At 67.3% G+C, this 12831-nt stretch carries 10 protein-coding genes; 7 read left to right on the top strand and 3 right to left on the bottom strand.

Annotated elements, in window-relative coordinates:
• The first annotated feature begins 104 nt into the window (after window positions 1-104).
• Both asnS and JYP50_RS03120 read left to right on the top strand, forming a co-directional pair.
• Window positions 105-1502 carry an asparagine--tRNA ligase gene (asnS, locus tag JYP50_RS03125; protein ID WP_206559013.1) on the top strand — a complete coding sequence of 466 codons (1398 nt, stop codon included), beginning with the start codon at window positions 105-107 and terminating at the stop codon, window positions 1500-1502.
• A 454-nt stretch (window positions 1503-1956) separates the two neighbouring features.
• On the top strand, window positions 1957-2268 hold the full coding sequence (locus JYP50_RS03120) for a hypothetical protein (protein ID WP_206559012.1): 312 nt from the start codon (window positions 1957-1959) through the stop codon (window positions 2266-2268).
• An 18-nt stretch (window positions 2269-2286) separates the two neighbouring features.
• On the opposite strand, the gene JYP50_RS03115 is transcribed toward JYP50_RS03120, so the two are convergent.
• Window positions 2287-4311, bottom strand: a complete 2025-nt coding sequence (locus JYP50_RS03115) for a ribonuclease R family protein (protein ID WP_206559011.1) — start codon at window positions 4309-4311, stop codon at window positions 2287-2289.
• 436 nt (window positions 4312-4747) lie between these two features.
• On the opposite strand from JYP50_RS03115, the gene JYP50_RS03110 reads away from it, so the two are divergent.
• A complete protein-coding gene (locus JYP50_RS03110; protein WP_206559010.1) occupies window positions 4748-6190 on the top strand; it encodes a PhoH family protein in 1443 nt (480 codons plus the stop codon).
• Window positions 6191-6532: 342 nt separating this feature from the next.
• Window positions 6533-7387, top strand: coding sequence for an archaetidylserine decarboxylase (asd, locus tag JYP50_RS03105; protein ID WP_206559009.1), 855 nt, complete (start codon window positions 6533-6535; stop codon window positions 7385-7387).
• Between the two features lie 421 nt (window positions 7388-7808).
• Here asd and rsgA read toward each other — a convergent pair whose 3' ends face one another.
• The gene (rsgA, locus tag JYP50_RS03100) at window positions 7809-8825 is read right to left on the bottom strand and encodes a small ribosomal subunit biogenesis GTPase RsgA (protein ID WP_206559008.1); all 1017 of its coding nucleotides are present in this window, start codon (window positions 8823-8825) and stop codon (window positions 7809-7811) included.
• A gap of 160 nt (window positions 8826-8985) precedes the next feature.
• Between rsgA and orn the strand changes: the two genes are divergently transcribed.
• Complete coding sequence (orn, locus tag JYP50_RS03095) at window positions 8986-9534, top strand: oligoribonuclease (RefSeq protein ID WP_206559007.1); 549 nt, start codon at window positions 8986-8988, stop codon at window positions 9532-9534.
• Here the strand turns inward: orn and queG are convergent.
• The gene (gene queG / locus JYP50_RS03090; RefSeq protein ID WP_206559006.1) at window positions 9494-10645 is read right to left on the bottom strand and encodes a tRNA epoxyqueuosine(34) reductase QueG; all 1152 of its coding nucleotides are present in this window, start codon (window positions 10643-10645) and stop codon (window positions 9494-9496) included. The two genes, orn and queG, sit on opposite strands and share 41 nt — an antisense overlap.
• A gap of 172 nt (window positions 10646-10817) precedes the next feature.
• On the opposite strand from queG, the gene JYP50_RS03085 reads away from it, so the two are divergent.
• Both JYP50_RS03085 and tsaE read left to right on the top strand, forming a co-directional pair.
• Window positions 10818-12308 (top strand): NAD(P)H-hydrate dehydratase, encoded by a 1491-nt coding sequence (locus JYP50_RS03085; protein ID WP_206559005.1) that lies wholly within the window; start codon window positions 10818-10820, stop codon window positions 12306-12308.
• Entirely contained in the window at window positions 12305-12787 is a 483-nt protein-coding gene (gene tsaE, locus JYP50_RS03080) for a tRNA (adenosine(37)-N6)-threonylcarbamoyltransferase complex ATPase subunit type 1 TsaE (protein ID WP_206559004.1), read from the top strand. Before JYP50_RS03085 ends, tsaE begins: the two co-directional genes overlap by 4 nt.
• Window positions 12788-12831 lie beyond the last annotated feature (44 nt).

Genomic DNA, 12831 nt, shown 5'->3' with positions numbered 1-12831 from the left:
CTCCGCGACTTTCCCGGGTGGGCCGCGGCACGAGGGCCCCGACAGGCCGCTGCAAGCCCGCCTGAGCCATACCCTGTTCAAGCACCACTGGAGACCGTTCGATCATGTCGCAGTTCACCCCTGTTTCCGCCGCCCTGCGGGGCGATATCGCCATCGGCGCCACCGTGGAGGTTCGCGGCTGGCTGCGCAGCAAGCGCGACTCCAAGGCCGGGATATCCTTCCTCGCGGTCCACGACGGCTCGGCCTTCGACGCGATCCAGGCGGTGGTGCCCAGCAGCCTGCCCAACTACGGCTCGGAAGTGCTCAAACTGTCCACCGGCTGCGCCGTGGTGGTGACCGGCGAGCTGGTGGCCTCCCAGGGCAAGGGCCAGAGCGTGGAGATCCAGGCCAGCGCCGTGGAGGTGGTGGGCTGGGTGGACGACGCCGAGGCCTACCCCATCGCCAAGAAGCGGCACACTTTTGAATACCTGCGCACCCAGGCCCACCTGCGTCCGCGCACCAATACCTTTGGCGCCATCACCCGGGTGCGCACCACCCTGGCCAACGCCATTCACAACTATTTCTTCGAGCGCGGTTTCCACTGGATCAACACGCCGATCATCACCGGCAGCGACTGCGAGGGGGCCGGCGAGCTGTTCCGGGTCAGTACCCTGGACGCGGTCAACCTGCCGCGCGGCGCCGACGGCCAGGTGGATTACAGCCAGGACTTCTTCGGCGGCGACGCCTTCCTCACCGTGTCCGGGCAGCTGGAGGTCGAGTCCTACTGCCTGGCGATGAGCAAGGTCTACACCTTCGGGCCCACCTTCCGCGCCGAGAATTCCAACACCAGCCGCCACCTGGCGGAGTTCTGGATGGTGGAGCCGGAGATCGCCTTCGCCGACCTGGGCGACAACGCCGACCTGGCCGAGGATCTGCTGCGGCATGTGTTCACCCGGGTACTGGAAGAGCGCGAGGACGACATGGCTTTTTTCCGCCAGCGCATCGACGACACCGTGATCGACCGCCTGCGCGGCGTGATCGACAACCGTTTCGAGCGCATGGACTACAGCGAGGCCATTCGCATCCTGGAGAACTGCGGCGAGTCCTTTGAGTTTCCGGTGCGCTGGGGCATCGACCTGGCTTCGGAGCACGAGCGTTACCTGTCGGAGCGGCACATCGGTCGCCCGGTGGTGGTGATGAATTACCCCAAGGACATCAAGGCCTTTTACATGCGCCTCAACGACGACGGCGAGACCGTCGCCGCGATGGACGTGCTGGCCCCGGGTATCGGCGAAATCATCGGCGGCAGCCAGCGCGAGGAGCGCCTCGACGTCCTCGACGCGCGCATGGACGCGCACCTGCGGGAGGAGCTGTGGTGGTACCGCGACCTGCGCCGCTACGGCACCGTGCCCCACGCGGGTTTCGGCCTCGGCTTCGAGCGCCTGCTCAACTACGTCACCGGCATGGACAACGTGCGCGACGCCATCCCCTTCCCGCGCACGCCGGGTAACGCGGCGTTTTAAGCCGGTTTGCAGGTGGGCTGATTGCCGCGGGCCCGGTCGAATGAATTCGACCTTACAGCGGTGGTGGTTGTCGGGGGGAGTGGTCGAATGAATTCGACCCTACAGGAGGGTGGTTGTCGGGGGCTCGGTCGAATGAATTCGACCCTACAGGAGGGTGATTGCCGCGGGCCCGGTCGAATGAATTCGACCCTACAGGAGTGTTGGCGCAGTCCCCTGTAGGGCCGAATTCATTCGGCCAAACCCGGAAGCGGGGCCCCGGTAGGGCCGGCAGCGGCCCCCTCTTTATCCGGCGCATTCATTCGATCGTTCCCGCCTGACATGCAAAACCGCACAAATTTTAAGCGCCTTCTGTGAATATTGCCTAGAATTTAACCTGAGAGCGGTCGCGGTGCCGGGTCATACTGGGGTGAATCGTCAATGCGATGCCCTGCGGGCGGGCATCGGAGTGGGAGCTATGAAACACAGCGAGTCGGGCCGGGCGGCCTCCGGGCCCAGTGAAATGGTGATCGTCGATACCTTCACGCGCCTTATCTTCGGCGAGGGCGGCGATTTCAGCAGCGCGGAGCTGGAAGTGATCGAGGCGCTGCGCTACGCCGAGCCCGATGTCGCTGGCGACGACCTGGGTGCCATGGGGGATTACCTGCGGGCCCTGGGCGTGGCGGAAATGGTGGAGCTGGTGTCCCGTGTGCAGCACTGCAGCGCCGCGGGCCTCCCGCCAAAGGCGGGAGGGGGAGGCGGCGGCACCGCCGCCTCGCGCGCCCACTAGCGGCGCCGCCGCGGACAACTAGTCCGCTGGCGGTGCTTGCTCGGCGCTGTCCTCGTCGTCCTGGCGCGAGGCGCCGGTCTTGGGTGGTTTCAGGCCGCAGCCGTCCACCAGTGAGAACTGCACCTGGAAGCCGTTGTCCCGATCGACCCCCTCGAAACACACTTCCACCTTCTGCTCCAGCTGGAAGCGCCGCGTGGTGCTGGTGAGGCTGGCGGTCCATTTGTCATAGCTGAACTTTTCCGGGTCCTTGCGCAGGTCCACGAAGCCCTCCAGGCCGCAATCCGCCAGCCGCACGGTGAAACCGGAGCTGTTGATGTGGGCCGCGGTGGCGGCGAGGCGGCGACCGGGTTCGGCCGCTGCCTGGCGCTCCAGATAGCGGCTCGCCAGCCAGCGTTCGGCCTCGTTGGTGGCGCCGCGGGCAGTGGCCAGCTTGTCCCGGAGCTGGTCCAGGGCGTCCTGCTCGGTGATCTTCGGCTCCTGGCCCGCGAGGATGGCCTTGATCTGCAGGTGCGCCAGGAAGTCCGCGTACTTGCGCAGCGGTGAGGTGCAGTTGGTATAGCAATCCAGGGCCATGCCCATGTGCAGGCCCGGAGTCCGGGTCAGTTCCGCCCGGGTGAGCAGGCGGTTGACCATCGCACGCAGCGGCAGGCCGCTGGCCGAGGCCCCCAGGGCGCGCATGATATTGCGGTAACCGGATTTGCTCCCGGGGTCGAGCTCCGCCGTCTCCGGGGCGTGCATGGCCAGGAACTTGCGGGTTTCGTCCAGGCGGTCGCCGCGGAAGCCCGGGTGGCTGACAAAGGGCCCGCTGGCTTCGTGCTCGGAGAGGAAGCGCGCGGCGCAGCGATTGGTGGCGACCATGCACTCCTCCACCAGTTTCTGCGATAGCAGCTTCTCGTAGGGTTCGATGTGGTCGATCTGCTTGTCGTCGCCCAGCACCCAGCGGTACTCCTGGCGATCTTCCATCACCAGTTCCTGGGCCTCCCGGCGGGCCCGCAGGGCGCGGTATACCTGGTACAGGGCCTCCAGGGGGCTGGCGTGGCTCATCAGCTCGTCGGCCTGGCCGTTGAGGTAGCGGTCCACCGCGAAGTAGGACAGCTTGGCCCGCGAACGGATGGTGGCCTCGATGAATTCGGCGCTGCCCACTTCGCCGCTGTCGCTGACCGGTATCCGGCATACCAGCGCCGGGCGGTCGACACCCTCCGACAGGGCGCAGGTGTCCTGGGACAGGGCCTCGGGCAGCATCGGCAGGACGTCGCCGTGGAAGTACACCGACGTGCCGCGCGCCGCGACGTCCCGGTGCAGCTGGGAGTCCCGCGGGATATAGGCGGTGGGGTCGGCGATGGCCACGAACAGGGTCCAGCCATCGTTGCTGATTTCGGCGTAGAGGGCGTCGTCGATGTCCTGGGTCTTGGCCGCGTCGATGGAGATGAATTCGAGGTCGGTCAGGTCGCGCCGGGTGCCGCTCTCCAGCGGGCTGGTGGCCGCGAGGCACTGCTCGAGGTCCTTCTGTGCCGCGCTGCCCCACTCCGCCGGCAGGCGGTACTTGGCCATGCAGTACAGATTCTCGATGCCCGGGGTGTCGTCGTTGCCCAGTACCGTCAGGATCTTGGCCTGCGGTTTGCCGTCGCGGATCGGGTGGCGGAGGATGGCGCAGCGCACGTAGTCCCCCTCCTTGACGCCGTTGCGGGCATGGGGCGGGATGAACAGCCAGCGCTTGAGGTGCGGCAGGTCGGGCTGGACGAAAAAGGCCTTGCCCTTGCGCACGCAGCGTCCGGTGAAGTCCCCCAGGGGACTGTCCACCAGTTTCTCGATGTCGGCGACGGTCTTGTTGTCGCGGGTGGGGCGGATACAGACCCGCACCCGGTCGTCGGGGAAGGCCTTGAGCATCTCGTCCGGTGGAATGAAGATTTCCCGGCCGTCATCCAGGACAGCGAAGCCGTAGCGGGCCTGGGTACCCTTAACCACCGCCTCGGCCCGCTCTTTCTCGGCCTCCATCTGCGACTTGAGGCCCTTGAGCTGGGCGAGTGAGTCCTGATTGAGCATTATAAATTCAGAGTCTTACAATAAGAGTGCATAAGCGCTTTATCGTAGCGGAAATGGTCCCCCGTGTCAGTGTGCATTCGCCACAGTGCACGGAATCGGTCATTTGATTGACAGGCGCGCGCGCCGGGTTTAATAATCGAGGGAACGCTGTTGCTTGTATCCGGGATGTGCCATTGAACCATTTCCGGGCCCTGGCCGGCAGCGGCGACCCGCCCGGCCAGGCGTCGACCACACCGCATCCGGCGGTCCCCGTGGGGGCCGCGCCACCGTCGAGCCCTGGCGCCAATGCCGCCGGCCACTGCCCGACACGCCCGCACGGGGCGGCCCGCGCCGCCACGGCTCACCGAGACTACACCTCCCTCCCACTCCAGACCCGGCCCTCCCGGCCGGCCCCGAAAGCACCCGTTCAGAGCTACCCATTTACGAGGAAAGCTATATGGAATCAGGCTCCGCCCTGCGAGTAGAGAAACCGAACCTGAAACCCGTCGTCAAGAAGACCTACGTACTGGACACCAACGTTTTACTGCACGACCCCACGGCCATCGCGGCCTTCAAGGAACACCACGTGGTCATTCCGATGACCGTGCTCGAGGAACTGGATCACATCAAGGACCGCCGGGACAAGTCGGTCAGCCGGGAGGCGCGCATCGCCATCCAGATGATCGACAAGGTGGTGGACGCCGCCACGCCCCAGGAGATCCAGGAGGGCGTGGAGGTGCCCGGCAGCTGTATCGAGGGCGAGGGCACACCGGGCACCCTGGCCATCTACCCGGACCAGCTCCTTACCGACAGTTCCGAGGTGCCCTTCCTCGACGCCACCCAGGACCAGGCCAACGATAACCGGATCATCAATGTGGCCCTGCGCCTGCAGGCGGAGCAGCCGAAGGAGTTCGTGTGCCTGGTCACCAAGGACATCAATATGCGCATCAAGGCCAAGGGCTCCGGTCTGCTGCATGTGGAGGACTACCGCCGCGACCGGGTGCTGGACGATATCGACCTGCTGGCCAGGGGCTACGAGCACATCGAGGGCGACTTCTGGGCCGGTATTGCCGAGGTGGACACCCTGCGCGAGGGTGATTGCACCCTGCACCGGGTGCCGCGCAAGTCCCTGCCCCAGGCCTACCCCAATATGTTCCTGTTCGATGACTGCGAGTTCATGGCCTTCGTCAAGCGCATCGACAGCGACCACGTCTACCTGCGCTGCGACAGCCGCGACAACCTGATGCACAAGCGTTTCTGGGGCCTGACGCCGCGCAACCTGGAGCAGGCCATGGCCATGGCCCTGCTGGAGGACGACAATGTCGACATGACGGTAATGACCGGCCCCGCCGGTTCGGGCAAGACCTTGCTGGCGCTGGCCTACGGGCTGCACGCCATCCTCGAGCAGAAGCGCTACAACAAGTTGATCGTGGCGCGCTCGACGCCGCCCATCGCCGAGGATATCGGCTTCCTGCCGGGCACCGAGGAGGAAAAAATGGCGCCCTGGCTGGCGGCCTTCGACGACAACCTGGAGATCCTCCACGGCGCCGACGAATCCTGTCACGGCAGTATCGACTACGTGAAGGAGCGGGCCAATATCCAGTTCAAGTCGCTCAACTTCATGCGCGGGCGCTCCTTCAACAACGCCTACATCATCATCGACGAGAGCCAGGGCCTGACCCAGTTCCAGCTCAAATCGGTGATCAGCCGGGTGGGGGCGGACTCCAAGATCGTGGTGCTGGGCAACCTGGCGCAGATCGACAACAAGTACATCTCGCCGCTGACTTCCGGCCTCACTTACCTGGTGGAGAAGAGCAAGGCCTATCCCCACGCCGGGGTGATGCACGTGAACGGCATTGTGCGCTCGCGGCTGGCGGCCTTCGCCGAGGAGAATCTGTAGGGCGCCGGGTCGGCCTCTCTTTTGGGGTCGTTCATTCCGCCTTCGGTTGAATGAATTCGACCCTGCACGGTACGCCGCGCCTTCCCCTGCGGGCGGAGGGCCGGGCCGCCTTTTCGGGGGGTATCGGTGCCGTCATGGTCGTATCAATTCGGCCCTACGTGCCGAGGGCCCCCTGTAGGGCCGAATTTATTCGGCCACCGCCGGGCGGTGATTGTTTCCGCCCCGGGCGCCGGTCCTGCTTTATCGGGGCACGCATCCCACCAGGACTTTCCGCGGGTGCTACACTAGCGCCCGCGGAATCCCCGCGATACCCGAAACCCGATTGAGGAAGTGCCCGCCGCCATGGACTCGCTGTTTATACTGCTGCAACACCTTGTCCCCCAACAACTCCTGTCGCGCGCGGTGGGAGCACTGGCGCGGGCGCGCCATCCGCGGTGGTTGAAGAACTGGGTAATCCGCCGCTTCGTCAATCGTTTCCGCGTGGACCTGTCCGAGGCCGAGGAGCCCAACCCCGAGGCCTACGCCACCTTCAACGACTTTTTCACCCGCCCCTTGCGCGAGGGCGCGCGCCCCCTGGCGGACGCGGATATCGTGTGCCCGGCGGATGGCCGTATCAGCCAGATCGGCGACATCGCCGAGCACAGTATTTTCCAGGCCAAGGGCCGCAGCTATTCCACCTGGAGCCTGCTGGGCGGAGACGAGGGCTGGGCCGAGCGCTTTCGCAACGGCAGTTTTGCCACTATTTACCTGTCCCCCCGTGACTACCACCGCGTGCACATGCCCCTGGCGGGCAAGCTGCTCGCCAGCCGCTATATCCCGGGCGAGCTGTTTTCGGTCAATGCGGTGACCGCCGGGGGAGTGGAGCATCTGTTTGCCCGCAACGAGCGGCTGGTGTGCTATTTCGATACCGAAGCCGGGCCGATGGCGATGGTGCTGGTGGGCGCGATGATCGTGGCGGGGATAGAAACCGTCTGGGAGGGCCAGGTGGCGCCCCCGCCCCGGCGCATCCTGCACCGGGATTTCAGTGTGGCGCCGGCGCCGGTGGCGCTCGGCAAGGGCGAGGAAATGGGCCGTTTCAAGCTGGGCTCCACGGTTATCCTGCTGTTCCCCGAGGGGGCGATGGCCTGGGACGAGCGCTACGCCGCCGGTACGCCCACCCGGCTGGGCGAGTCCCTGGCTGCGCTATCCCCCCGGTAGGGCGGTATTTATTCCGCCGATGGTTGGTCGAATGAATTCGACCCTACAGGCTGTGCGATATCCTCCCTGTGGGGCGGCATGCACTCCGCCGGTGGTTGGTCGAATGAATTCGACCCTACAGGCTGTGCGCTATCCCCCTGTGGTGCGGCATTTATTCCGCCGGTGGTTGGTCGAATGAATTCGACCCTACAGGCTGGGCGATATCCTCCCTGTGGGGCGGCATTTATTCCGCCGGTGGTTGGTCGAATGAATTCGACCCTACAGGCTGCGCGATATCCTCCCTGTGGGGCGGCATTTATTCCGCCGGTGGTTGGTCGAATGAATTCGACCCTACAGGCTGGGCGATATCCCCCTGTAGGGCGGAATTCATTCCGCCGCTTTTGGGGCGAATCAATTCGACCCTACGCCGCAACGGCGCGGGCTAGCGGCCATCTTCCAGGCTGCCGACGATGCGGCGATAGCTGTCGAGGCGCTGGTCGCTGATATCGCCGCGCTCGGCGGCGGCGAGAATCGCGCAGCCGGGCTCGCGCTGGTGCCGGCAATCGCGGAACCGGCACTGGCCGAGGTGCTGGCGAAACTCCCGGAACCCCCATTCCACCTGGTCGCGGTCCATGTGCCACAGGCCGAATTCGCGGATGCCGGGCGAATCGATCAGGCTGCCGCCGCTGGGCAGGTGAAAGAGCTGCGCGGTGGTGGTGGTGTGGGTGCCCTTGGCGGTGAGCTCCGACAGGGCCCCTACCCGCAGGTCGGCCCCCGGCAGCAGGGCGTTGACCAGGGAGGACTTGCCCACCCCCGACTGCCCGACAAACACGCTGGTGTGTTCGCGCAGGGCCGCCAGCAGGGGGGCGAGGCCGCCCTCCCGGCTCGATACCTCGAGTACGCGGTAGCCCAATTGGGGATAGATCGCCAGCAGCGCCCCGATGTCCCGCCGCAGGGCCTCGTCGCCGGCGAGCAGGTCGGTTTTGTTCAGCACCAGCACCGGTTCGATGCCGGACACCTCCGCGGCCACCAGGTAGCGGTCGATGAGGTTGGCGTGGGGCTCCGGCAGCGGGGCGATGACCACGAAAATGCGATCGATGTTTGCCGCCACCGGCTTCAGTTTGCCGTAGGGGTCGGGGCGGCACAGCTGACTGTCGCGGGGGGACTGCGCCACCACCACGCCGGTGGGGTCGCCGTCGCACCAGATAACGCGGTCGCCGGTGACCAGGGCTTCCAGGTTGGCCCGCAAGTGGCAGCGCCGGCGCGTGCCCGGCGCCGCTTCCACTTCCACCTGGGTGCCGAAGTGGGCGACCACCAGCCCCTCCCGTTCCGGGCCCAGGGCGCCGCCCTCCAGCGCCTGCTCGGCGGCGACGTCCCGCCGCCGGGCGCGCTCTGCGCGTTCCTTGTGGATTTTCTCGACGCGCCAGGCCTGCTGCCGGCTGAGTTTGCGTTTGCTCATGCGGGCATTATTGGCGGCCCCGGCGAGGGGCGCAATCGTCGCCGGCAGATTTGTTACACTGAGCCCTGAAATTTGATTGCGCCGGCAATCGGCATTGCCGGCTTGAAAGCGGCTGGATACAGGGCAATCTGCCCGACGGCCGGACACTAAGGAGCATGGCATGCAGGACCCGGGGAACCTGATCTGGATCGACCTGGAAATGACGGGGTTGGACACAGAGCGGGACGTGATCATTGAAATCGCCACCATTGTCACCGACAGTGATCTCAACACGGTCGCCGAGGGGCCGGTGCTCGCCCTGCGCCAGAGCGACGAGCGCCTGGCGGCGATGGACGAGTGGAACACCACGCACCACACGGCCTCCGGGCTGGTGGATCGCGTGCGCGCGAGCCGGGTCGACGAGGCGATGGCGACCCGCGAAACCCTGGAGTTCCTGCGCCAGTGGGTGCCGGCGGGAATCTCCCCCATGTGTGGCAACAGTATCTGCCAGGACCGCCGTTTTCTGGCCCGGCACATGCCGGAACTGGAGGCCTATTTCAACTACCGCAACCTCGACGTCAGCTCGCTGAAGATTCTCATGTTGCGCTGGCGCCCCGATCTGGCGGCGGGGTTCTCCAAGTCCGGGGCCCATCTCGCCCTGGAGGATATCCGCGAATCGATTGACGAACTCAGGTACTACCGCGATCACTTTCTGCGCCTGAAGCCGTGAGGCGGCTCTCGCCGTGGCGCTCCAGGGCCCAGGCCACGTGCTCGCGCACCAGCGGCGAGGGGTGGTCGCGGCGCTGGCGCAGTGCCGCGATCACCGCGGCGCTGCCGGGTGCATTGCCAAGGGCCACGGCGATGTTGCGCAGCCAGCGCTCGTGGCCGATACGCCGCAGCGCCGAGCCCTCGGTGCGCGCCAGGTAGGTGGCCTCGTCCCACAAAAACAGCTCCACCAGGTCGGGCGCCTCCAGTTGATGGCGGGGCTGGAAGTCGCCCTCCGCGGTGGGGTGGGCGAACTTGTTCCAGGGGCAGACCAGCTGGCAGTCGTCGCAACCGAAGATGCGGTTGCCCATGAGCGGACGCAGCTCGGGGTCGATGCTCCCCCGGTGCTCGATGGTGAGGTAGGAAATGCAGCGCCGCGCGTCCAGCTGGTAGGGGCCGACAAAGGCATCGGTGGGGCAGATGTCGAGGCAGGCGGTGCAGCTGCCACAGTGTTTGCTCTGCTGGGGCTCGCTGGCGGGGAGGGGCAGGTCGGTGTAGATCTCGCCGAGGAAAAACCAGGAGCCGGCGCGGCTGTTGATCATCATGGTGTTCTTGGCGATCCAGCCCAGGCCGGCGCGCTCGGCGATGGCCCGCTCCAGTACCGGCGCGCTGTCGACGAAGGCGCGGTAGTGGCCGCCGCCGGCCTCCTCGGCGATGCGCCGCGCCAGCTGCGCCAGGCGTTTGCGCATCAACTTGTGGTAGTCGCGGCCCAGGGTGTAGCGGGCAATGTAGCCCCGCCGCGGTGAGTCCAGCACCTCCAGCGGGCGAGTGTCCGCAACGAGGTAGTCCATGCGCAGGCTGAGCACCCGGCAGGTGCCGGGCACCAGCTCCTCGGGCCGGGCCCGCTTGTCGCCGTGGCGCGCCATGTAGTCCATGCTGCCGTGGTAGCCCGCGTCCAGCCACTTGCGCAGGTAGTCGCGGTGCTCGCCCAGGTCGACATCGGTAATGCCCATCTGCTGGAAGCCCAGTTCCCGGGCCCAGTCGCGAATGCGCTCGGCGAGCTCGGCCCGGGCGCGCGGCGACAGGGCCGGCGGCGGTCCCGTCTCTATGTGCTGCTTGTGCAAATGCTCGCTCATGGGGCTGTGATGGGGCAGGCCGGGGGCCTATACTCTTGGGTTTTGCCGCTGCCCGTGCGCGGTGCGCGCGTGCCGTCGCCGTGTATGTATGAATGCAGCCGTGTACGAATGCACGTGTGTACGGGCCCCGATTCTACCAGACATGCCGCCCAAACACGCCCCAGAGGAGACCATGTTCGATTTTACCCAGATGCAGGGGCTGTACACCGCGCGGCAGGTCCGCGCCCTGGACGCGCGCGCGATCGGGGGGGCGGGGATACCCGGCCCGATCCTGATGGCGCGGGCCGCGGCGGCGGCCTGGGACCAGCTGCTCGCGCTGTGGCCGCGGCCCGAACTCGTACAGGTGCTGTGCGGCACCGGCAACAACGGCGGCGACGGCTTCCTGCTGGCGGAGCTGGCGCACAAGCGCGGCTACCCGGTGGCGGTGTACCAGCTGGGCGATCCCGCGCGCATTGGCGGCGACGCCCTGAAGGCCCGGGAACAGGCCCTGGCCAGCGGCGTGCCGGTGGCGCCCTACACCGCCGGCTGCCTGGAGTCCCGGGGCGTGGTGGTCGACGCCATGCTGGGCACCGGTCTAGGCGGCGAGGTGCGCGACGCCCAGCGGGGGGCCATCGAGGCGGTCAACACCCTCGACCTGCCGGTGTTGGCGGTGGATATTCCCTCGGGCCTGTGCGCCGACAGCGGGCGGGTGCTGGGCGCCGCGGTGCGTGCCGCGACCACGGTAACCTTTATCGCCGCCAAGCGCGGCCTGTACACCGGGGATGGCCAGGATTGCGCCGGCGCTGTGTCCCTGGCCACGCTGTCGGTGCCGGCGGCTGTCTATGCCGTCGAGCCACCGGACTGCCGCCGGCTGTCGCTGGACGCCATGCTCGCGGCGCTGCCGCCGCGTCCCGCCAATGCCCACAAGGGCCTGTACGGGCGGGTGCTGGTGGCCGGCGGGGACCTGGGCATGGGCGGCGCGATCGCGCTGGCCGCGGAGGCGGCGCTGCGCTGCGGCGCCGGCCTGGTCAGCGCCGCGACGCGCGCGGAACACGTGCCGGCGATACTCGCCCGCAGCCCCGAGGTGATGGCCCGCGGGGTGGCCTCGGGCCAGGAGCTGGCGTCGCTGCTCGATGGCGCCGACGTGGTTGCCCTGGGCCCCGGTCTCGGGCAGTCGCCGTGGTCAGAGCAACTGTTCCAGGCGGCCTGTGAGCATCGCGTGCCGCTGGTGCTGGATGCCGACGCCCTCAACCTGCTGGGTCGGCGGGTCGGGGGCGTGGTTCCGCCGCGAGGCAACTGGATTCTCACCCCGCACCCGGGGGAGGCCGCGCGGCTGCTGGGCTGCTCAACGGGCGAGGTACAGGCGGATCGGTTTGCCGCCGCCCGCGAGCTGCAACAGCGCCTGGGCGGCGTGGTCGTGCTCAAGGGCAATGGCACCCTGGTGTGCGATGGCGAGCAAGTGCTGCTGGGCGACTACGGCAATCCCGGCATGGCCAGCGGCGGCATGGGCGATGTGCTCACCGGGGTGATTGCCGCGCTGCTGGCTCAGGGCCTGGCGCCGGTGGAGGCCGCCGCCCTGGGGGTTTGCCTGCACGGCGCCGCGGCGGATCGCGCCGCCGGGGCGGGCCAGCGCGGGCTGCTGGCCTCGGACCTGGCGCCGCACATGCGCGAGCTGCTTGCATGAGCGGCACGCAGTGGCAGGTGGAGGCCGCCGACGAGGCGGCCATGGTCGCCCTGGGTCGCGGCCTGGCGGCGGTGGCGCAGCCCGCCCTGGTGGTCCACCTGGAGGGCGACCTGGGGATGGGCAAGACCACGTTCAGCCGCGGTTTCATTCAGGGCCTGGGTCACGAGGGGGCGGTTAAAAGTCCCACCTACACCCTCGTTGAGCCCTACCAGCTGGGCCAGCTCGAGGTCTTTCATTTCGACCTCTACCGTCTCGGCGACCCCGAGGAGCTGGAGTTTATGGGTGTGCGTGACTACTTCCGGGAGGATGCCGTGTGCCTGGTGGAATGGCCGGGACGCGGCGCCGGGATTTTGCCCCCGCCGGACATAGGGATTAACATAGTTCCCGCGGGGTTGGGGCGCCGGCTCGATATCCGTGCCGCGACGGTGTTGGGGGATACCGTACTGGGACGCTGGCGTCGTCGCCATTTGTCGCATTAGCGCGGCGGCCGGCCGGGGAGCAACTTGCCCGCAACCGGCACGCA

This window comes from Parahaliea mediterranea, assembly GCF_017255185.1.
In the GTDB taxonomy this organism is placed as follows: Bacteria; Pseudomonadota; Gammaproteobacteria; order Pseudomonadales; family Halieaceae; genus JAFKCZ01.
The sequence above is the reverse complement of the archived record's forward strand: the minus strand, read 5'-3'. Positions and strand labels throughout refer to the sequence as shown.